Source organism: Dongia sp. P2_B8, assembly GCF_056404715.1.
Genome location: NZ_JBFUDM010000001.1, coordinates 517,529 through 537,042, shown reverse-complemented (window position 1 = coordinate 537,042; position 19,514 = coordinate 517,529). Strand labels below are relative to the sequence as shown.

General features: G+C 56.7%; 19 protein-coding genes. 5 read left to right on the top strand and 14 right to left on the bottom strand.

Going from position 1 to position 19,514, the window contains the following annotated elements; genetic code table 11:
• The first annotated feature begins 9 nt into the window (after window positions 1-9).
• Together ssuE and AC1DWZ_RS02365 are read left to right on the top strand one after the other, a co-directional pair.
• A complete protein-coding gene (gene ssuE, locus AC1DWZ_RS02370; protein ID WP_477167258.1) occupies window positions 10-639 on the top strand; it encodes an NADPH-dependent FMN reductase in 630 nt (209 codons plus the stop codon).
• Window positions 640-652: 13 nt separating this feature from the next.
• Window positions 653-2,113 (top strand): aromatic amino acid lyase, encoded by a 1,461-nt coding sequence (locus AC1DWZ_RS02365; RefSeq protein WP_477167257.1) that lies wholly within the window; start codon window positions 653-655, stop codon window positions 2,111-2,113.
• A gap of 202 nt (window positions 2,114-2,315) precedes the next feature.
• Here AC1DWZ_RS02365 and AC1DWZ_RS02360 read toward each other — a convergent pair whose 3' ends face one another.
• The 3 genes from AC1DWZ_RS02360 to AC1DWZ_RS02350 are packed head-to-tail and all read right to left on the bottom strand — an operon-like array spanning window position 2,316 to window position 4,748.
• A complete protein-coding gene (locus AC1DWZ_RS02360) occupies window positions 2,316-2,918 on the bottom strand; it encodes a hypothetical protein (RefSeq protein ID WP_477167256.1) in 603 nt (200 codons plus the stop codon).
• Window positions 2,915-4,345 (bottom strand): hypothetical protein, encoded by a 1,431-nt coding sequence (locus AC1DWZ_RS02355; RefSeq protein ID WP_477167255.1) that lies wholly within the window; start codon window positions 4,343-4,345, stop codon window positions 2,915-2,917. Before AC1DWZ_RS02355 ends, AC1DWZ_RS02360 begins: the two co-directional genes overlap by 4 nt.
• Window positions 4,346-4,349: 4 nt before the next feature.
• The gene (locus AC1DWZ_RS02350; protein WP_477167254.1) at window positions 4,350-4,748 is read right to left on the bottom strand and encodes a helix-turn-helix domain-containing protein; all 399 of its coding nucleotides are present in this window, start codon (window positions 4,746-4,748) and stop codon (window positions 4,350-4,352) included.
• A gap of 48 nt (window positions 4,749-4,796) precedes the next feature.
• On the opposite strand from AC1DWZ_RS02350, the gene AC1DWZ_RS02345 reads away from it, so the two are divergent.
• Complete coding sequence (locus tag AC1DWZ_RS02345; RefSeq protein WP_477167253.1) at window positions 4,797-5,315, top strand: NADAR family protein; 519 nt, start codon at window positions 4,797-4,799, stop codon at window positions 5,313-5,315.
• A gap of 21 nt (window positions 5,316-5,336) precedes the next feature.
• Here the strand turns inward: AC1DWZ_RS02345 and AC1DWZ_RS02340 are convergent, their stop codons facing one another.
• From AC1DWZ_RS02340 to AC1DWZ_RS02310, 7 genes are all read right to left on the bottom strand, one after another.
• The gene (locus AC1DWZ_RS02340; protein ID WP_477167252.1) at window positions 5,337-6,374 is read right to left on the bottom strand and encodes a PfkB family carbohydrate kinase; all 1,038 of its coding nucleotides are present in this window, start codon (window positions 6,372-6,374) and stop codon (window positions 5,337-5,339) included.
• Window positions 6,361-8,280 (bottom strand): HAD hydrolase family protein, encoded by a 1,920-nt coding sequence (locus AC1DWZ_RS02335; protein ID WP_477167251.1) that lies wholly within the window; start codon window positions 8,278-8,280, stop codon window positions 6,361-6,363. The genes AC1DWZ_RS02340 and AC1DWZ_RS02335 overlap by 14 nt, the downstream gene beginning before the upstream one ends.
• 109 nt (window positions 8,281-8,389) lie before the next feature.
• Window positions 8,390-9,451 carry a hypothetical protein gene (locus AC1DWZ_RS02330; RefSeq protein ID WP_477167250.1) on the bottom strand — a complete coding sequence of 354 codons (1,062 nt, stop codon included), beginning with the start codon at window positions 9,449-9,451 and terminating at the stop codon, window positions 8,390-8,392.
• Window positions 9,444-11,393: an ORC-CDC6 family AAA ATPase gene (locus AC1DWZ_RS02325; RefSeq protein ID WP_477167249.1), complete on the bottom strand. Its 1,950-nt coding sequence runs from the start codon at window positions 11,391-11,393 to the stop codon at window positions 9,444-9,446. The genes AC1DWZ_RS02330 and AC1DWZ_RS02325 overlap by 8 nt, the downstream gene beginning before the upstream one ends.
• Window positions 11,394-11,396: 3 nt before the next feature.
• Entirely contained in the window at window positions 11,397-12,521 is a 1,125-nt protein-coding gene (locus AC1DWZ_RS02320; protein ID WP_477167248.1) for a phosphoribosyltransferase-like protein, read from the bottom strand.
• A gap of 121 nt (window positions 12,522-12,642) precedes the next feature.
• Window positions 12,643-13,221: a G/U mismatch-specific DNA glycosylase gene (mug, locus tag AC1DWZ_RS02315; protein WP_477167247.1), complete on the bottom strand. Its 579-nt coding sequence runs from the start codon at window positions 13,219-13,221 to the stop codon at window positions 12,643-12,645.
• Window positions 13,222-13,416: 195 nt separating this feature from the next.
• On the bottom strand, window positions 13,417-14,100 hold the full coding sequence (locus AC1DWZ_RS02310) for a glutathione S-transferase family protein (RefSeq protein ID WP_477167246.1): 684 nt from the start codon (window positions 14,098-14,100) through the stop codon (window positions 13,417-13,419).
• Window positions 14,101-14,206: 106 nt separating this feature from the next.
• Between AC1DWZ_RS02310 and AC1DWZ_RS02305 the strand changes: the two genes are divergently transcribed.
• Complete coding sequence (locus AC1DWZ_RS02305; RefSeq protein WP_477167245.1) at window positions 14,207-14,833, top strand: DUF7002 family protein; 627 nt, start codon at window positions 14,207-14,209, stop codon at window positions 14,831-14,833.
• Between the two features lie 412 nt (window positions 14,834-15,245).
• Window positions 15,246-15,824 (top strand): TetR/AcrR family transcriptional regulator, encoded by a 579-nt coding sequence (locus AC1DWZ_RS02300; protein WP_477167244.1) that lies wholly within the window; start codon window positions 15,246-15,248, stop codon window positions 15,822-15,824.
• Between the two features lie 19 nt (window positions 15,825-15,843).
• Here AC1DWZ_RS02300 and AC1DWZ_RS02295 read toward each other — a convergent pair whose 3' ends face one another.
• The 4 genes from AC1DWZ_RS02295 to AC1DWZ_RS02280 all read right to left on the bottom strand — a co-directional run bounded on the left by AC1DWZ_RS02295 (window position 15,844) and on the right by AC1DWZ_RS02280 (window position 19,433).
• Window positions 15,844-16,344 (bottom strand): DUF1993 domain-containing protein, encoded by a 501-nt coding sequence (locus AC1DWZ_RS02295; RefSeq protein ID WP_477167243.1) that lies wholly within the window; start codon window positions 16,342-16,344, stop codon window positions 15,844-15,846.
• Window positions 16,345-16,392: 48 nt separating this feature from the next.
• Window positions 16,393-17,667: a thiolase family protein gene (locus tag AC1DWZ_RS02290; protein ID WP_477167242.1), complete on the bottom strand. Its 1,275-nt coding sequence runs from the start codon at window positions 17,665-17,667 to the stop codon at window positions 16,393-16,395.
• Window positions 17,668-17,733: 66 nt separating this feature from the next.
• The gene (gene yghU, locus AC1DWZ_RS02285) at window positions 17,734-18,582 is read right to left on the bottom strand and encodes a glutathione-dependent disulfide-bond oxidoreductase (protein ID WP_477167241.1); all 849 of its coding nucleotides are present in this window, start codon (window positions 18,580-18,582) and stop codon (window positions 17,734-17,736) included.
• A 41-nt stretch (window positions 18,583-18,623) separates the two neighbouring features.
• Window positions 18,624-19,433 (bottom strand): isocitrate lyase/PEP mutase family protein, encoded by an 810-nt coding sequence (locus tag AC1DWZ_RS02280; protein WP_477167240.1) that lies wholly within the window; start codon window positions 19,431-19,433, stop codon window positions 18,624-18,626.
• Window positions 19,434-19,514: the final 81 nt, after the last annotated feature.

Genomic DNA, 19,514 nt, shown 5'->3' with positions numbered 1-19,514 from the left:
AGACAAGCAATGAGTGCTTTGAAAGTGTTGGCAATTTCAGGAAGCCCGTCGCGAACGTCAAAGACGGCCCATTTGGCTGATGCCATTCTTCGCCGAATGGAGCTGGTCGGCATCGAGGCGGAGCACGTGATGGTGCGGGATCTCGATCCCCAGGCCTTGCTTGCGGCAGACACCTCGGAACCGTCCATCACGGATTTCATTGATAAGGTGGCACAAGCGCACGGCATCGTCATCGCCACACCCATCTACAAGGCGTCCTTCAGCGGCCTTCTCAAATCTTCATTGGACATCCTTCCGCAATTCGCCTTCGCCGGTAAAGTGATCATGCCTATCGGCTCGGGCGGGAGCCTCGCTCATGTCCTCGCCCTCGATTATGGGCTCCGACCAGTTTTGCAATCCCTGGCCGCCCGACACATCGTTCAGTCGCACTTCGTCCTCGATGCCGACTTGGCGCGGAACGGGTCCGTCTCGAATTGGGAAGAGCCACATCTCATCGGTTTGCAGCATGCAATCGCGAATTTCCTCCACTCCCTCACCGATGATGTGCTCGCAACCCCGCTCGGTCATCCGAAGCCAGAGCGGCATATCGAGGCGAGATCGAGCGTGAACTCTTTTGAAACGGCACATTGCCAAGCATAACAGTGAGAAAGACATGCAGATCGAAATCAACTTTCGAACGGACCTCACTCTTGATCTCTTCCATCGCGTGGCATGGCGCGGGTCAAGCGTGCGACTGGGCGAAACCGCGAAGCGAGCGATGACTGAAAGTCGAGAAGCTTTTCTCAACCTCATCAACAACGACCCCTCTGTCACGATTTACGGCGTAACGAGCGGGTATGGGCAGTTCGCCAACCAACGCCTTACCGGTGAAGCAAGGTTGAAGCACGCCCGCAAACCGCCGCGAGAAACGGTCACTGCCTTTGGTCGAAAGGCGCCGGACCGAGTGGCACGTGGGATCGTGCTAGCGCGGCTCGCGAACTTTATTGAAGGACACGCGGCGTTGTCGCCGGACCTCGCGGTGAAAGTGGCCAGTCTACTGGATGAGAGCAAACTCCCATTAGTCGCGATCGATGGTCAGGCCGGCGCTGGCGAGGTGCTCTGGACGGGGCCTCTGTTCGTCAAGATTGCTGAAGAGTTTCCGCTCGCGGAAAAGGATTCCCTCTCCCTGATAAACGGCTCGCCTGCTGCAAGCGCGCTCATCGCCGATGCGACCCTTGCGATGCGGCGGCGCCTTGAACTGGCAGAGGCTGTTTTCGCTCTCTCGACGGAGGCTATCAAGGCCCCCTTGGAAGCCTATGCGGAGGAGTTCGAGACGCTTTGGAGAGATCGCCATGAAGCGGCTGCTTTACAGCAACTGCGCAAACTATTGCAGGGCGGCGAACCGGACCGTCGTCCATATCAAGCGCCCGTTAGCTATCGGATCCTTCCGCGCGTCATAGGGCATTTCCGCCACGTGATTGCAGAAGCCGAGAAAACAGCATCGAACTCCCTGGCCGCCGTGACCGATAATCCCGTTTTTCTCCGCCCTGATCCCAATCGAGTTGACCCTCGCCATCCATACGGCAAGGTCTATAGCAATGGCGGCTATCACAACGCCCGGGCATATCCGGCGCTGGACAACCTCGCCGCGGCCTGTGCCGATCTTTGTGCCTTAGCGGAGCGCCAAACGACCAAGCTCCTCGACGGACGCTATTCCCTCCTCCCCGATCAACTCTCCGGGCCGGATGGGGTTTACGTCAGCGTCCTTGGCTTTGTGCAAGTAGGCTATGCCGAGCAAGCCAAGAGATGCGCCCAACGAACGTTCCTTCCCGGGAGCGAAGCCGGCGGATTTGGCCAGAATGATGTTGCGCCCATGACCGGCATGGCTTGGATGGCTCAGGAAGAAGCCGGCCGATGCCTTGAGGCTGCCCTGGCGATTTTAGCCGTTGTCGCGTCACAGGCCTTCTACGTAACGAACCGGGATGCACCACCTGCACTCCGGTCATTCCTGGAGAGGATCAGGTTCATTTTTCCGCCCGTCACGGATTCTCGGACTTATACCGATTCTCTGGACGCGCTGGCGTTCGATTTTCAGACTGCCGTCTATCAGGATGACGAACCAATCACAGCATAGCGAATAATCTTACCGCAACCGGCCGATAAACAAGCGTTGAGCCGGTCTTCTGAAAAACCGCACGATGCTGCGATCATGATATCGGCCGAGCCAAGCATACTTGGCGCGAATGTGGGGTGTGGGTGCCGAAGCGAAGGCCGTGACAATCGCTTGCTTGTGATAGACCGCCCACTCCCGAGAAGAGAGACCATTGGATTCGCACTCATAAAGACAGTTTGACAGGTAGTCGATCATCAGGCGATTTGCCATTTGGGAGGCGCGTGGACCGTCCAATGAGACGATCTACGGGGTCGGGCTTTTCGAAGTAGGATCTTCGCTGCGGGTGGTTTTTCATGTGTCGGACGAACTCACCTGACAAGGTGATGATTGGCGCTGACGCATCTTGCTCGAGATGATAGGCGTTGATCAGCGCGGGACTGATCAATCGATCCTTACGGCGATACCAAATACCAAGATCGACCCCACCTCGAAGAAAGATTCCATTCACTGCGGCTTCTCCCTGGCCTAGCGCCATCGAATGCAGCTCGTTCAGGAAAATATCCAAATCACCCTCATAGTCCGAGAGAGCGGAGTCGGTTGGAACCGATAGGACGATGCAGTCCGAAAAGGCGGAAACCTTCTTTGAAACGATGCGATGTGAGGCCCGATCGACCGGGTCGGTGGGTTTGTGTCCGAACCATCGCTGAACGCGCATTAGATCCTGATCCAACGCGAACACGTCGGCGCGCGTCTTCAAGGATTGCACGCGCTCCGAGAAACCGAGCAAATCGATAAATCCGACCATCGCGAGCTTGATCGCGCTCATATCTTCTCTCGGGATCGCCGTCGAGGCGTCGTCAAGACATCAGACAATTTCAGCGCAGGTCGATCAGCTGGAATGACGACCGTCCGCGAGCGGAGGATCGATGTCTCGTAATAGCTTGCGCATGATATTTCTCCCTCTATTTCGAACCAATGCGTCGCTTCAGGCACTAGATTGCGAGACAATGGATGCGTAGCGAACGGATTGTGAAAGACCTCGAGTTCGGCCGTCCATGGTTCAAATTTACACGGCCACAGATCTCGATACTCCTCGCTTGTAATGTCCAGACAGAAGGGAATTCCTTTCAAAGCTCCTGGTGTCCTGTCCCAAATCTCCCCTATGCGCATGTATCTGTATTTTCCCGATGTGCCGGCAGCTGAAATGGGCACCCGATAGAGTTTTGCAATCGAACAGGCGTTCGTGAAGATGACGGCGGAAAGTCCGCTGTTACCTGGATTGGCAAACAAGCCGGCCGCAAATTTCGTTCTCCCTTTCAGTCGCGCGGCTGCGTATGGAACAGCTTGACGCTTGCCGTCGATGATTTTTGTCTTGGCGCCTTTTCCATAGAGATAGCCAATGAGGCTCTCTCGACTCCACAACATCGACCCGGCCTCTTGGAAATCCGCAATCGCGATTACAAAGACCTTTCCTTTGACATGGAGGAGTTCGTCGTAACGCCGGTCCAACTTGTTACCGATAGTCTTAGCAAAACGCACCGCCGCTCGGCCGAAGAAGCGATCGTCCCGCTTCGTCGGCATCGGTTTGACAGGTGCGTTGACATGCTCATAAGGAATTGTCGGATTGGCCGTCACGGCTTCAATCCAAGCTTCCTCCCCTTCCCTGGTCTCAATCCGGAAATCGGGTGATTCATGTGGCTGGGTCACCAACAGCCCCTGTTCACGCAGTGAGGCAAGAAGCTGGGCTTCCCACATTCTCGTATGGAAGTTCCTCGTCTGACAGTCACTCACCCAGTTGTCGTCCGGCCGCGGCAACGCCAGATAGAGCTGATTGAGTGTCCAAGCGGCCATATGGTGAACGGGCCGCTTCAGAACCTCGAACGTCGCGCTGAGTTTGCGTTTGCCCGTGTCAGCCAGGCTGGCTCGCCTGGCCACACCAGGTGGCAACGGTTCGGGCGCCGCCCCGGCCTTCATTGCCATTCTCATGCGCCTCCGCGCAGTAGTGGCCGCCGTATATCCGGACTTCTCAGCCGTTGCAGTCCAGACCTGATCGATCCGACGTCGCATGACGAGATAGCCGTAGGTGCCGTTCCAACTATTCTTGGTAAGAACCCCACACGCCCGGTCATCTCCGGTGCCCCAGGCACCGATCGGCATATCGTCGCCAAAAGCATGGCCGCGCGGGAGGGATAGCGCATAGATATCAAACTGGAACTGCGGCAACTTCCTGATCGATGTGTCGCCGCTCGCCATAACGTCACCGGACCTTTTTTCTTCCGGCGGACGTTTCGGACTTAGTGCGCCGATTGCTCGGTGGAGAGGCGGCTTGCAACTCCGAGACATTCCGCAAGAGCCTCGTAATCCGCTTAGCTCCGTCTTGCGATCCGTCCCAAACATTGAGAACCGCCGCCTGCAATTGCCGCTCGAGGGCTTCGTCGCCTGAAAGGGCAACCTCCGCCACCGGTAGGCCGAGCACCTTGCAAACTTGCACGACATTCTGACTGAGGGTCTCGAATTCGCCGTTGCAGATGCGGCTCACGTGGCTGCCGTGGACACCGGCGATGCGACCGATTTCTGCATAGGATTTGCCGGCTTTCCGCACCGCTTTCGGCAGTTCGGCCTTCAAATGTGCGAGCTTTTTTTGTTGATTCTTCATGCAAATCTGCATATATAATTTCATGCAAATCTGCAAGGAGCATTTTCGATGCCGGCTGCGAAGGAAATTCGGTTCTACCGGGCTAGCGAGAAACCTCATGGGGCTTTCAGCAATCTCTTTCGACGTGAGATCGAGTTTGAAGGTCGGACCTACATGACGTCAGAGCATGCTTATCAGGCCGGTAAGGCGCGAAAGCCCCAGGTCGTGGAATGGCTGATGGCAGCGCCCTCGCCCTCGCTCTTGGCAATGGCGGCTCACGGCCTTTATTACTGGGATATCGCACCTGGCTGGTCGACGAGCAAGTTCGACCGAATGCGCCGCGTGCTCCGTGCCAAGTTCACCCAGCACGACGATCTTCAGCGCCTACTCCTCTCGACAGGCGAGGCCAAGCTGATCGAGACCGCGACGACGGACAATCCCGTCAACCGCCTCTGGGGCGAGGTCAATGGAGTCGGGCAGAACATGCTTGGGGTAATGCTGATGGAGCTCCGCGACGAGCTTCGCAGCGAAGCCGTGACGTCTAGGCCCAGGAAGACCCAGAGGCTGCGCCTTCAGGCTGCGGAATAGATCGTCCGGGATATCCGCTTGTTACGCCCGGAGATAACCACGGATATCTTCGAATAGATCCAGTTGCGCGAGCGCGACGGCACTGGCCAGCACTTCTCTCGCAAAGCCGACGCCACGTCGGCTGAAAAGCCCACGAGCCCCTGCAAAGGCGCAATTCGCCGTCGCCAGGCGCTGACCGGCGATGACGCCTGGGTAAAGATCGTCGATCGAGAATTCGAGGCGTGGCCGCGCCTCAGACCCGAGTAGCCAGTCGATCACGCCGACGCTGACCATATCGCCAGAACCACAGGTATCCCTGACGATTGGCGCCGGAATGGCATCACACCATCTCCGCGATGTGTCCTGCCACAGTTCAAGACCGGCACTGCCATGGGTAACAATCGTCACGCCGCCCTCGCGCAGCTCGAAATGCTGCAGCTCTTTCCCGATCCGATCTGCCGAGACCTTCAAGATCGAGGTGAGCTTCAACGCGCGCGCAAAAAGATCTGCGTCGTCAATCTCGGAGGGCTCGAAATAAATGAACGCACCGCCTGCCTCGGCCTTCTCCATCGCTTCCAGAATGGAGTCCGTCAACCTGTCTGAGTAGAAGATAGAGCACCCATGAAGAAGCGTATCGGCCTGACGCACCTGCGCCTTATCGATCGGCGCATATTTCGGCAAATGCTCGGACGTCTCCGGACAGATGAAACTGAAGCTGTGCTGTCCTGAATCCATGTCGAGGACCTGAGCGAGGATCGGAGATCGGAGATGGTTGCTCCGATAAATGTAGCTGATGTCCGCACCGGCTTGCCTGAATTCATTGACGAGCGTTTCGCCCGCTTCGTCTTCACCCAGCGCAAGGAGTGGCGCCACCTTGTGCTCAAGCATCGCGAGTGAGATGAGGACATTGCCGCAGGACCCGCCAAGCGCCTCCATACGCGGCTGATCGCCGGCATAGATGCGGTCGAGGACGGTAAATCCTGTGCCCGCGACGTCGACAGCCCTCTGGTTCATCTCACTCTCCCAATTCCTCGTCTGGCATACCCCGTTCAGGGGTGGCCCGCAATCAATCCTCGGCAAGGATCAGTCTCGCTTTGCCGGCCTCCGGCACCAAGCAACGCAAAATCTGTAACAGCGCTTCCGGCCCAATCCGGTGTTCTCCGAAAATCGACCAGCAGACCTCCGGCCGGTCGCACACATGCTCAACGCTAATTCCATATTCACTCCCAAGGAGAACGTGATCGTTGCCGCCTAGTTCCCCCCTATCTCCTACAGATAGAATCGCAGCGTCGGCTTCGCCAATCTGATCGCACATGGCCCTGATCACGTTTGTCTTGCAGGTGCTGGCAAGCGTGATATCGAACGAGTGTCCAGAGCGAACGACCTTCACACCGCTTTCGTCACCGAATCTGGCTCGAAACAACGGTGGGAAACTGCCAGGGTTGAAAAGCTGCGAGAGCTTCAGAGAAATTTGGACGGTGCTGTCGTCGACTTTCTTGGGAACGCCGCCGTCAAACAGCGCTGCGTGCTCATGGAGCCACGCGATGACCTCGCCAATTTCATTGGCGCGGGCAGGCTTATCGACCTCGATATCGACATCGAGCGACCTCAGATAGGCACCGTTGTAATAGCCGATCAGGAAGCGCTCCTGGTGAGTCGGCTTGACGCATTTCCGGAGCGTTTGGCCGACGGAACCACCGCGGCCGGTCGCAAGCGCGATCGCGATACCGCCTTCGATCAGCCTTTCCAGCTCATCGAGGATTTCCTGTCGCGGCGGGCTTTCCCTTTCCTGATCAGTAATGATCGTGCCATCGTAATCCAGAACCAGGCCCGAAAAAGCGGCTTGGTCCAGTTTCGCCTTGAATGATGCATGTGCCGCCGCAAAATCCACGCTCCTCGCGGGCGAAGAATCATACGTCGCCACGGCCCGCAGCTTGTGCCGCATGGGCCGGCTCAATCGCCGCGACAATCGCTCCAGCGAGCTGGCCTCATAGATGTCACGCGCGAACGGGCCAATGCCAGGCCGGCCGGGATCTATCCCTCGCGCGAAACCCATAGCCTCAATGAGGCACAATCCTTGAAGCAATCCTGCAAACACGTCGAACCGGCCACAATTGCCAAAGTCATACTCGATGACGCGAAGGCTTTCGGGAAAGTGCTGTTTGATATCGCTCCACGCCTCTCTGGTTTCGATGCCGGTCATAGCGAAGACCCAGACGTCGTCCGGGCGTTGTGCGAGGAGAACGTGGCGGCCATGAGCGAAATTACGGAAGTCAGTTCGCTGGACCGCGCAAAGCGCGATTTCCCAGACCGACGTTTCGATCAGAGTTGCGAGCGTGCCAAGGCGAGGGTCCGCCAGCAGCACAATCGTGTCCGATGCTTTCAATCCTTTGAAGCGATCTGCCAAGCTCTCGCGGTATGAATGGTCAAGAAGGCGCTCGACACAACTCCGCACCTCACCTACCTCAAGTGCCGCTCCGTCCACCGATTGTGCACTCGCCAGGAGCAATGCGATGGCCGTCGCGAGCAAAGAATGCGTTGCAAGGAAGCTGTCCTTCTCTGACCAAGTCGGCAAGGAAATGATCGTCGTATTCGCCGCTTCCGCCCCTTCGAGCGCGAGCCTGCTGGTCGAATTCGTCGTGACGACGATGATCTCCCCAGCTCTGCGATCGCGGGCACTCTGCAGTGTCGCGATAACGTCGGAATTCTCGCCGCGGCCGCTGAACAGCCACACCTGCGCGCCCGCAATGTCGCCGCTGCCCAGGACAAAGGCGAGCGGCGTCTCAATCATCGTCTGCGCCCGCTGCAGACTGCTCCGGCAATGCGCTAAGAATTCCGCGGCAATCGCCGAGCCACCGGATCCGACGGCAATTGCCGGCCGACCGGCGCCGCGGCGCAAGGCCTCCGTCAAAGCAATGAGGTCCATGTCGAGGACCAGCCTCGCCGTTTGCTCGAGCTCGTTCAGCTTTTCACCGAAAACGGACATGCCAAGCCCTTCCGACGGCGCCGCTGCATTGCCTATTATATGTTCTTATTTTGTTCTCCTGCAATGCATTTCCCTCTCCTTCCGGCTCATTAAAAAATTATGTTCAATATCAATTTGATAGCCAAAAATGTGACTGATAGAGGTCTTCTTTGCCAAGTGCAGCAATATTGGAACAGGAATAGCGAACGGCCTCCAGATACGACACACGAATAATCTGGTCCATTGCGGCCATCAGGGCGCCTACCGCCAATGCCTTACTGCCGAACGGTGAGATGACGAGCTGCGATTTGTCATCGAAGATCGCCTTCCGATCCCTATTCACGCGGCAAAGCGATCGATAGAGGTCGTGCGGATCGCTCCCCGATGCATAAACGATGTCGCGCGCATCGACCTCCCACGTCGAGCTGAAATGATCGGCATACTCAAACATGAGATCGTCTGCTTCCAGCAGATGATCGGTTGGAAACGGAAGGATCGGGCAAGTCTGTTTTGGATTCACCGACGCATGAATGCGCGCCAGGGGCCCCTCCAATCCCGCCGCCAACTCGGGCAACCAGAGCGTTGCACTATCATTCCCGCTACTGCTCACCAATCCGCCATTGCCGCTAAAGCCAGGTGGGATTGTCGGCTGTTCGGCAAAATCGGTATCCACACGCGCAGCTCCATCTCTTGCTGAGGCAACGAGAAGATGCAATTCGAACTTGCCCGACTTTGCCCAGTCCCACAGAAAGGCAGCAATCGGAAAGGAAGCGCCGATTGACATCGAGCTGGCATCAAGAAAGACGTCTGTGATCTCTGAGAAATCGAAGGTCCGAAGCAACTCTACGGCGCTCTTTCCCGCGATGACGTGACCGTCGGTGGCGAATATGTTGAGATCTTTCAGGTCAACTGTCACCAGCGTTTTGATCTTGTCGATGTTGGCTTCCGCCGCCCGCGATAAGGCCGGTTCATCCTGCGGCCGTCGTTCCCGGATCAGGAGACACGGCTGCTCACTTCCGAGGACCGATCCGAAAAGTGTGGGGAACTCCATGCAGCGGGGATCAAAGCCAGCAGCGGCAATGAGCAGCGACTTTCTGTTGGTGTCTTTAAGATAGGCCCTCAGAAAGCCTCCGATTTCCACTGCCTCATAGTGACGAGGACAAGAGAACCAGCGCGCCTGCGCATCAGTCATCACGCCCCTCCCCCTCGACGGTTTGATCATGTTCACGTTCTGGAATTTCGATGAACCGAGTCAGCTCATGCGCAGATGACTCAATGAATCCACCTTTCTGGAGCGTCAGCCCATATTTGAGTTGGACGGCGCCGCCAAGTTCGATGATGCTCCAGAGCTTCTTCTTTACAGGCATTTTGACCATGACGCTGCATGCGTTGTAGGCAATCGCATATCGAAGGACTTGCGCCAGCTTCGGATGACTACGGGGGATATTCTCATACTCCTCCTGCGGAATGCCGAAGCCGATGGCCCCGGCTCCCAACGGCGCATTTGCCATGAGACTCTTCTCCCGACAGGTCTTGCCCATCTCCTCGACAAGGCGATACACAAGGCCGTGCTGAGGAAAATTCCAGTCGGAGATGATCTTTGCTCCCGTCTCACGTAGTGTGCGGTGCTGCCTCGCCGCGTCCAGTGCCGTAACGGTCTGATTGCTGATGAGGCGTTGCTCCAAAAAATCGACCAGGACGGACGCTAGGCGAAGAAACTGTTCCGCATTCTCGCCAGCTGCGTCGCTCACAGAGTCAATGCCGTAATAGAAGGGGCGGTTGAATGCATGCATCAACTGAAGGCGCGCGCCATGAGCTACCGCAGAACTTGCCTTTGGTCCCTTTTCAGGCGCATCATCCTCAAACTCATCAAACAGGCCGCGTTGTTTGCGACCGACAAAGCGCGCGAGCAGAATCTTAGCCATCTGGGCCTGGATATCTGGCCCAACATCGTCCGATACCGCCGCATCGGCGTAGTTCCGCACGTCAGTCAATACGTCCGCATACACCTTTTCACCGACACCGTTTGCCTCAGCAAACTTCTCGTTCGCGCGGACGATTTGGTCAAGTTGCTGCCGAGTGAGGCTGTGCGGCGCAGTCTCGAGCAGGCTTTCGAGATCCATCACGTTCCGGCGCTGGAACAATGGCATGTTCCGGATGTAACGCTTCGACATATTCCTTGCCATCGTCCGGAAGTCGCGCTTGCTGGTCTGACGCACTGATTGTTGAAGCCAGATTTCGGTCACTTCGCGCGCCCGGTCGGTTCCGGGCATGTCATTGGTCTCACGGGGCGGCATCAAGGCAGTGTCAACGTCAAGCGCATCGATTCTGGTCATGATCCAGCGCGCGATATTGAGCTCTCGGCGACGCAACCAATCGGTCAACGCCGCCAGCTGCTCCTTCTGCAAAGCATGTGCGTCGTCGAGGATGACGAGCGGCCTAAGCTTGATCCTTGTCTCTGCGCGAAGAATCGAGAAATGAGTCAAAATATCGAACGGGCGGTAGGGATCTTCAAGAAGAACGCCGAGACTCTCGATCGGCGGCGGGACGAGTGCTGCGGTTGCCCGATAAATCTCCCGCTCCACTTCTTCAGCGCGTTTCCGAAGGCCCGAGGCCGTTTCAGCGGCTGCTTCGACTGCTGCCGCGTGAGACGTCTCAGCGAGGTGAACATTGATGGTCGAGATGTCGTGTCCATCTGCCGCTATATCCCGCAGCCAGAGCAATACGGCTCGTGCCTGCACCATCATAAACAGTAGCTTCGACTTGATCTCCGGCGGGTAAGGGAGTTCCCAGTAGTCGCGATATTCGGCTTCCATTGGAATACGGCACGCCGCGATCGCCGGCGCACCGTTTTCCACCGCGCCGCAATCTCCGAGAGCCTGCTTCAATTCGCCATAAGCTTCGATCTTCGAGCTTTTCAGGATCGCCGAAATGATGCCAAATCGAAATAGGGATGCAATCGTGGTCTTGCCACTGCCAGGCGTCCCGCGGATGGCGACCAGCCGATCGAATGCCACCCCTTGCCTCACCACCGGTTTGATGAAAGTGAGCAAAGGGTCTGGCGTAACAGTCGCGAGGAACACGGCCTCGTCTTGCATGAATTCGGAGGCGCGCTTCTTAAACGGATTGAACATGCTCTATACGTGCCTCTGTCGGCGCTGGAACAAGGGACGCATCGCCCGCCCTCCGCCGGCGCCATCGGAATATGCCCAGATTAGAGGCAATGAGTTATTCGGCGTATTGTGTTCAAGCACCAATGTCAGCCCACATTCCTTGTAACCCCATTTGATGTCCTTGCTGGTGCCGCCACCTGCAGTGTTGTGATCGGTCTCGATATCCTTCGAATAATATTTCTCCACCAATCTCTTTAAGACCGTTTCAGTCCCATCCACCTTTATTTCTTTCGGCAGCAGCCATCCAAAGGAAAACTCAATGCTAACTTTGTTCCCGAGTTTCTTCTGCAATAGCCCCTCGGCCGCAGGCTTCAGCCTATAGAGGTTATCCCTGGCATCGAGCGAACCAATGTAATGATGAACATAGATGACGACTTCGTCGGCGAGACGCCAGTCGTCATCCTGGTCCGGAAGACCACGTAGGAGTTTGACGAGCTTGCCCTTGAAGCCATCCACCGCTTTCTCATCTTCTCGGAAGAAGGTTGTGCCGGAACCAACAAAGTCATCGACGAGAACAATGCTTGAGAACGCTGATTCCTCGGGAAATTTGTTCTTGAAAGTATCTGCGAACACGTCCTTCCATTTTTGCTTATCCATCTCGACAGACGGCAGCATCCGTTCGTGCGTGAGGATGCCCATGTTGGCCCTTCGCAGGGAATCAAGATGTGCACCTTCGCTCATGCCGACGATCAGCGTGCTTTGCAGCAAGCAATTGAAATCCTCCGATCCTTGGGGATTGGCCATGATTTCGTATGGATTCACACCTGTGGCCTTTGCCGCTCGATGCACCAACACCGGCTCGATGACCCTCGGATAAAAGGCTTCGACCAGGCGCCGCATCTCAACTGAGCTCACATATTGCAGATGGGAGCGCATGAACTCATAAGCCGGACGGCGGTCCTCCTGATCGAGGTTCCGTAGCCATTGGATGAGGCTGCCTGTAAACCGCGCACCTGCGACAAAATCCGAGTAGGCATCGAACTTGAAGCGCGACATCAAGCGAATCCATTTGAAGCCAGCTTCCGCCTCCTTTTCGGTCCAATCTAGGAGTTCAGCAATGATCCTCAGCTCCAAATTGCCAGATGACATCCAACCTCCCCTGAATTTGACTCCATCTTATCCGATTCCCTGAATAATTGCACCGATATGTGCTGGCAGGTGGCTTCCAGATTCGCTCGCTTATGCCAGCTATCTGGCGCTCGTTGAATTTCTAGGGGGCGGTTGCGTTGGACGATCCTAGCGGCGGAAATTGCTGCCGAAGGTCCCTATACAATTCGACCATATCAGTAAGCGAGAATTTGCGATTACGGCCGCTGGGGTTCGGCAACACCCATACCCTCGCTTCAGCGAGTTGGGTGCTCTGCTCGCCCCAATCAATGTGCCGCTTGTCCATGATCTCAGAGATAGCGCGCTTTCCAAGAAACGCGATTACGCGCGGTCGATAGCGCAGGATCTTTGCGCTAAGAGTTGGCCAAGCAGCTCGGATCTCCGTGGCGCCAACTTCATGGGCTCGCCTCGTTGGCCGGCCCACAGCGGTCGTCAAGCCGTAGCCGAATTTGAGGAGCTCCCGCTCGTCTTCGGGCGCGAGCTGTCGATCCGTGAAACCGGCCAAATGAATCGCCGACCAGAACCGATTGCTGGCGCTGGAAAAGCAATGACCGCCGTTTGCCATATTCCCGGCAGGATTGATTCCACAAAAGACCACATCGAGGCTCGGGGCGAGGATATCGCCGATCGCGTCTATTGCATCTGGCAAGTTAGTAACCCCCAAACGGTGGCCCGCGGTCATCTCTCGAAGATGCCATCTCCTTTGCCTTTTCCGGTTCTGCGGGGCACATGACGAAACGCCAGGCTGCCACGGGCGCCTTGACGACGACGGCGAACAACGCCTTTAGAATGAAATTAAGTCCTCTGGTGAGCATGTGACGCTCCTTCGATGTTGGACACTGGATAGAAAATGTGAGCCGGAGGCCGTCGTCCGGCCCTACTGCTTGATCCGCGCGAGATCTTCCGGCAACAATTCTTGCCCAGTCCGGTTCTTCACGGCTGGCAGTTCCGATACGCGGCGGTGCCAATTGTCGAGCGCTTTCAGACCCCGGACCATGAGGCCGGTCGCTTCGGCAGAATAGATCCCTGCGAAGAGCGTAATGTCAGGCATGGAGAAGGCGTCGCCCGCGAGGAATGGTTGGTTGCGTAGCAGTTTGTTGAAGTATTTGAGGCCTTCTTGCACCTTTGCAGCCTCCCTGTTCGCCCATTCCGTGCGAGCCTTCCACTCTGGTGCTTTGTAAGCCGGCAATACGTCGCCCCAGCCAGGCGTGCCGTAGTGAAAGTAGATACCCCAGGGATCGATGACATATGCCTCAGCGCGCCGCTGCATCATATGGATGGTCGCCTTCTCGAGAGCCGTGCGGCCCGTCAGCACCGGGTTGCCATCAAGGTTGTCCAGATATTCTGTGATCGCCGTGCTTTCGGAAATGCATGTGCCATCTTCAAGCTCCAACACCGGCACCAAACCGGATGGATTCTTGGCGAGGAAGGCGGGCTGCTTATGCTCGGCACCGATAAGATCAACCGACACCCACTCGACCTCCGACTCCACACTTTTATGTGCGACAACCACTCGAACACGGATCGAATTAGGAAAACCGGAGCGGTCGTAGATCTTCATACTCAAAGCATATCCTCAATTTTGTCTATCTATCGATAGGTAACTATGATAGTAGATGGTATACCTCCGGCCTGGAGTCAAATACAATCTATCGATAGGTAGTTTTTTGAAGAAACGTGCTCTTAATCGCCTATTTCATCTGGCCGAAGCCTCGAACTGGCCGTCCATCCAACGACTTGGATTGATGAGCACCCGACTCCTGCTAGACCACACCAGGAAGACGTCAGAGATCTCGCTACGAAGTCATCGGCCTGAGAGCATCCAACTTTCGAAAGCGGTTACCATCCGCGACCAAAAGCCCATGCCCCCGGCAAAGCTCGCCACCGCACTCGGCGACGATCTTGTGCCCGAGGATTGGTATGAACTGCTCAATGGCTTCGTTTTCTTATGGCCCGATAGAGATCGGTTGATGCGCCATCTCAGAGCTTGTCAGAACCGAGCTCAGATCCTGCTCACTTTTGACGCAGCTGCCATCATCTCTGACTTTGGTGATCAGGCGTATCTTTCGGCGATCAACACTGGCAATGCTCGACGACGACCGGCAATGCGGGATCGGAGCACATTTGTGCCGATAAGAACGTGGCTTGAAGAAGGCTTCCCAAAGCGCAAACGGACGACGCCACCTGCCGAGTTTGTCCTCGCCTGCCCGCTACCGGCCGTGCACCCTTACCTCCTCGAGATCAAGCATATCGCGCCCACTCTCATACCCGAAGAAATTCGTCATATGCGTTGACGATGAAGAGTGAATAGATCTCAGCGCATTCGTCTGTTTCGATCGATACACGGACACCAGACGCCCCAGCAGTCCGAGCTCGGGCGGATGCTGCCTGCCAGGCATCGTCCAAGGAGCGATGCTTCGCGACCACACTGCCATTGACGAGCACGCGAAAATTCCTTTGCACCTCTCCGGGGAAACCAATCATGGCCGAGGGCGATGTTTCATATGCCGTGTTTTTCAAAGAACGCCTCCTTGTTACGCCCTATTGAAGGCAGCGATCCGCTGACGCTTCTCGGAATCTGCCCGGTTCGGAGCGCCTTTGGGCCGCGCCGCGGACCAAATTCATCTATCACCTGATAGAATAATGGGCATTGTATTTAGGTGTTACAAGGTCTATCTATCAGGAGATAGTTGTAAGGAGACTCTTATGAGCGACGCTGCCAATGCCATCATGGATGCTGCCGAGCGGCGCATCCGGAAAGGCGGCTTTAATGGCTTCAGCTTTCGCGAGATTGCCGTCGATGTGGGCGTGAAGAGTTCTAGCGTTCACTACCACTTCCCGACCAAGGAGGACTTGGCCGCGGCCGTGGTTCGTCGCTACACGCAGCGTGTCGCCGATCAGATCGACCGGGAACTCGCGACTGGCGAAGATCCGGTGAAGGTTTGGACGAAAGCCTTTCGGGGCACACTCTACTCAGTCGATCGGATGTGTCCGTGCGCCGTCATGGGATCCGCCACCGGAGACCTACCGCCAGAAGTCGCCGTTGAAGTTCAGAAATTCTTCAAGATGTGCCTGGAGAAGCTGACCAAGGAAGGTCTTTCCTCGGAGCGGGCCGCTGAATTGCTGGCGACGATCACAGGCGCCTTGGTCGTCTCCAATGCGCTCAACGATCTCTCGAATTACGATCGTGCCACCGGCGAACTCGTAAGGGCAATTGAATCGGTGCGCAAGCCGACCGCAGGCCCAGCAAAAAAGACGCGCACCGGTGAACGTCGGCGCGCGTAAGTGGGCAGATACTGCTGCTTCACGCGATATTGAGTGGCCCGAGATAATCCATCTTGCCGACGTCGACACCGTTATGCCGCAGGATGGCGTAGGCCATGCAGACGTGAAAGTAGACGCTCGGAATGACCATCTGCGCGAGGTAATCCTCCCCACCCATCGTTCTCCCAGGCGTCCAGCTGAAACTCACTCTGCGCTCACTGGCACCTTCGTATTCTGGCTCCGGAATGCTCTCCAGGAATGCAATCGTCTTGTCGATGCGCGCGCGAATGTCGTCGATCGTTTGTTCGTCATCGACAAACTGTGGCGGCTTCTTCCCGGTTAACCAGGCCGCCGCACCCTTTGTGTAATCAGAGGCGCTCTGGACCTGGTAGATGAAAGGTTTCATGTCTGGCGCCAGGCGGCTCGACATCAAAACATTAATATCATAACCCTTCTCCTTAGCATGTCGTTCGGCCTTATCGAGCCAGACGTCGATACTCTTCATTGCTTGAGCGCATTGCTGGACCATGCGGTAATACATCTTATCCTCCGTGCAACTGCCCGACGCTCAGGCAGTGGCTTGATGTTGTTAGCTGTTTTCAAGCAGAGCGACAGCGCCCTGACCGCCGTCGGCGCAGACACTGACAATGGCCCTCGACCCGACCGGCATTTCCGCGAGCTCCTTTACGGCCTGACTCAGATCTCGCGCGCCCGTCGCTCCGAAAGGATGACCGATGGCCACCGAACCGCCATTCGGATTCACGCGCTCCCACGGGAATGCACCGAAATCCCGGGAAATGCTGGTTCGCTCGCGGATCCAGTCGGGCTTTTCTAGAGCGGCAATATTGGCCAGAAGTTGTGCTGCGAACGCTTCGTGGATTTCCCACAAGGCGACGTCGCCGAAAGTAAGTCCGTTGCGGTTCAGGAGCCGGGGAATGGCAAACGACGGTGCCATCAACAGGCCATCCTTCTGAAAATCGACAGCTGCGATCTCAAAATCGAGAAGCCGCACGTGAGGGACGCTTCCTGGCAGTCGCTTGCGGCCTGCTGCCGATACGACCCACAGCCCAGCCGCCCCATCGGTAATTGGCGATGAGTTCCCAGCCGTCAGCGTGCCTAACCCACTCGTGCGGTCGAAGGCCGGTTGGAGCGACGCAAGCTTTTCGAGCGATGTATCGGCACGGGGATTGGCGTCTTTTTCGAGCTCCGGCAGCGAAATCACGAGATCGGCAAAGAAGCCACGCTCCCACGCGGCGAGGGCCCGCTTATGGCTCTGATAGGCCCAGTCATCTTGGTCTGCCCGCGCAATGCCCCATTCGCGGGCGGTCTCTTCCATGTGATCGCCCATAGTCCGTCCCGTTATACGATTGGCCCAGCCCTTGGCCGGTAATACAAAGTCGTTTGGCCCAAGGCTGCCTAGAGCCGCAATCGCTTCAACGGGATTCTTCACGAACAACGCCCGCAGCCGGTCGCTGGCCGCCGCCGTAAGCCCGATCGGCGCTCGGCTCATGACCTCGCTCCCGCCTACCATCACCACGTCCGTGCCCGAACCGATCATGCCGGCTGCCGAGAAAGCCGCTGTCATACTTGTCGCGCAAGCGAGAACCGCGGAATAGGACGGCACGGAAGGATCGAGTTTCGCATCGAGCCAGATCTCGCGCGCAAGATTGCTCCAGCCCAAGCTCGGGATGACCGTGCCCCAGACGACCAGGTCCGGTCGTTGGTTGGCCAGCTGCTTGGACATGGCCTGGACCACCGGTATCGAGAGTGTCAGCGCGTCATAACCTGAGAGCGCGCCACCACCGCGACCGAACGGCGTGCGCAAGCCAGCTGCTAGAAATACATCCTCGTGGAACCGGGTCATTATTTATTCCTCTGTTAGCACCAATGACGTGAGTGCCGGCGCAATTTCAACGCCGGACGCGGTTCGTCACAAATCGAGATCTTCCGGACCGTGACGCTCCACGACGCCGCCGGGATAGGTGCCTTCTTTTCTGTTCACCCGCCGTCCACGGATGACTGCTGGTCTGTTCATGATGGTCTCGGCCCAGCGCACGACATGACGATATTCTTGTGTCGCCAGAAACTCGGGCGCATCTTTGTATGAGAAGTCCATCACCAGACCGCCATACCACGGAAAGATCGCGATATCGGCGATGCTGTAATCTGCTCCGCTGATGAACTCCGTCACCGCAAGTTGACGGTCCAGCACATCCAATTGGCGCTTCACTTCCATGCTAAACCGGTCGATCGCATATTCGATCTTGACCGGCGCATAGGCAAAGAAATGCCCGAAGCCGCCACCCAGATAGGGGGCGCTCCCAACTTGCCAGAAGAGCCAATTGAGCGCCTTTGTTCGGGCTGCTCGTTCTGTTGGCAGGAGGGCCCCGAACTTCTCGGCCAGATAGAGCAGGATCGACCCGGACTCGAAAATGGAGACGGGTTCCGGCTCGCTGCGATCGACCAGGGCCGGGATCTTTGAGTTCGGGTTGATCTCGACGAAACCGCTTCCGAACTGATCGCCTTCGAAAATGTCGATGAGCCAGGCATCGTATTCCGCGCCTGAATGTCCTTGCGCCAGCAATTCCTCCAGCATGATGCTGATCTTGACGCCGTTTGGCGTGCCTTGCGAGTAGAGTTGCAAGGGATGGCCTCCAACCGGCAATTCACGATCGAAGAGCTTCCCGGCGGAGGGCCGATTGATGTTGGTGAACGTGCCGCCATTCGGCTTGACCCAACTCCACACCTTCGGCGGCACATAGGCAAAAGATCCAGTCATTTTGCTTTCTCGCTCTCTCGAAATGTTTGCTGGGAGCGACCTTAAGCGGCAAAGACTGCTTGCGCGCGTCGTTCCAGATCACTCACCGCCTCAATATAGGGAATGGCGCCATAGCTGATGCGCGCCACACCGAGTTCGGCCAGCTGTGCACTAGGCGAAACGCCGCCCATGACCATGATGTTGAGTGGCAGGGCCTGGCTCTGCGAAAGCTCAGAGATGATCTTGTCGTTCTTGAGACCTGGGACAAAAAAGCCCGATGCGCCGGCTGCGGCGTATTGCACACCGCGCTCAAGAGCGTCCGCCACGAAAGTGGCATGGTCGCCCTTTTGAAAGAAAACATCCGTGCGGGCATTGAGAAAGAGATTAAGCCCTTTCTTCTCTGCGGCTTCACGAATGGCGGAAATTCGCTTTGCTTGCTTTACCGCCGGATAAAGCCCGTCACCATGGACGACCCGATCTTCGAAGTTGATGCCGACGACGCCCAGATCGATCAACCGCCCAACATTCAATGCGACTTCCTTCTCGTCGTCGCTGTAGCCACCTTCGAAATCCACAGTCACCGGGGCGTCAATTGTGTCCGTGATGCGCGCGATAATGCGCTCGACAAGATCCATTGGAATTGCTTCGCCGTCTCGGTATCCCTGTGCTTCGGCAACGGCCCAACTGCTGGTCGCGACTGCCTTGGCACCCGCTTTGAGTGTCGCGTGGGCGGAACCAGCGTCCCATGCATTGTAAAGAATGAGCGGCGATCCCTTCACATGGAGCTCTGCAAATTGCTGTGCCTTCTGGGCCTGATTCATCTTTTCTCTCCACTTCATGTAACTGCGCTGCTCGCTGCCGGTTGCTATCACCTATGATCTATCTATCGATAGATTTATTTACAAAAAGTAAGCTGTTCACCGAGCCGTTCCAGTAAGGTGTGGTAAATTAAC

Excerpts from the sequence above, each read along its gene's own strand:
- AC1DWZ_RS02330 (WP_477167250.1), bottom strand. The coding sequence starts at position 9,451 with ATGACTGATGCGCAGGCGCGCTGGTTCTCTTGTCCTCGTCACTATGAG.
- AC1DWZ_RS02345 (WP_477167253.1), top strand. The coding sequence starts at position 4,797 with ATGCCGGCTGCGAAGGAAATTCGGTTCTACCGGGCTAGCGAGAAACCT.
- AC1DWZ_RS02325 (WP_477167249.1), bottom strand. The coding sequence starts at position 11,393 with ATGTTCAATCCGTTTAAGAAGCGCGCCTCCGAATTCATGCAAGACGAG.
- AC1DWZ_RS02350 (WP_477167254.1), bottom strand. The coding sequence starts at position 4,748 with ATGAAGAATCAACAAAAAAAGCTCGCACATTTGAAGGCCGAACTGCCG.
- ssuE (WP_477167258.1), top strand. The coding sequence starts at position 10 with ATGAGTGCTTTGAAAGTGTTGGCAATTTCAGGAAGCCCGTCGCGAACG.
- AC1DWZ_RS02295 (WP_477167243.1), bottom strand. The coding sequence starts at position 16,344 with ATGTATTACCGCATGGTCCAGCAATGCGCTCAAGCAATGAAGAGTATC.
- AC1DWZ_RS02320 (WP_477167248.1), bottom strand. The coding sequence starts at position 12,521 with ATGTCATCTGGCAATTTGGAGCTGAGGATCATTGCTGAACTCCTAGAT.
- AC1DWZ_RS02290 (WP_477167242.1), bottom strand. The coding sequence starts at position 17,667 with ATGACCCGGTTCCACGAGGATGTATTTCTAGCAGCTGGCTTGCGCACG.
- AC1DWZ_RS02360 (WP_477167256.1), bottom strand. The coding sequence starts at position 2,918 with ATGAGCGCGATCAAGCTCGCGATGGTCGGATTTATCGATTTGCTCGGT.
- yghU (WP_477167241.1), bottom strand. The coding sequence starts at position 18,582 with ATGACTGGATCTTTTGCCTATGTGCCGCCGAAGGTGTGGAGTTGGGTC.
- AC1DWZ_RS02310 (WP_477167246.1), bottom strand. The coding sequence starts at position 14,100 with ATGAAGATCTACGACCGCTCCGGTTTTCCTAATTCGATCCGTGTTCGA.
- AC1DWZ_RS02300 (WP_477167244.1), top strand. The coding sequence starts at position 15,246 with ATGAGCGACGCTGCCAATGCCATCATGGATGCTGCCGAGCGGCGCATC.
- AC1DWZ_RS02365 (WP_477167257.1), top strand. The coding sequence starts at position 653 with ATGCAGATCGAAATCAACTTTCGAACGGACCTCACTCTTGATCTCTTC.
- AC1DWZ_RS02335 (WP_477167251.1), bottom strand. The coding sequence starts at position 8,280 with ATGTCCGTTTTCGGTGAAAAGCTGAACGAGCTCGAGCAAACGGCGAGG.
- mug (WP_477167247.1), bottom strand. The coding sequence starts at position 13,221 with ATGACCGCGGGCCACCGTTTGGGGGTTACTAACTTGCCAGATGCAATA.
- AC1DWZ_RS02355 (WP_477167255.1), bottom strand. The coding sequence starts at position 4,345 with ATGGCGAGCGGCGACACATCGATCAGGAAGTTGCCGCAGTTCCAGTTT.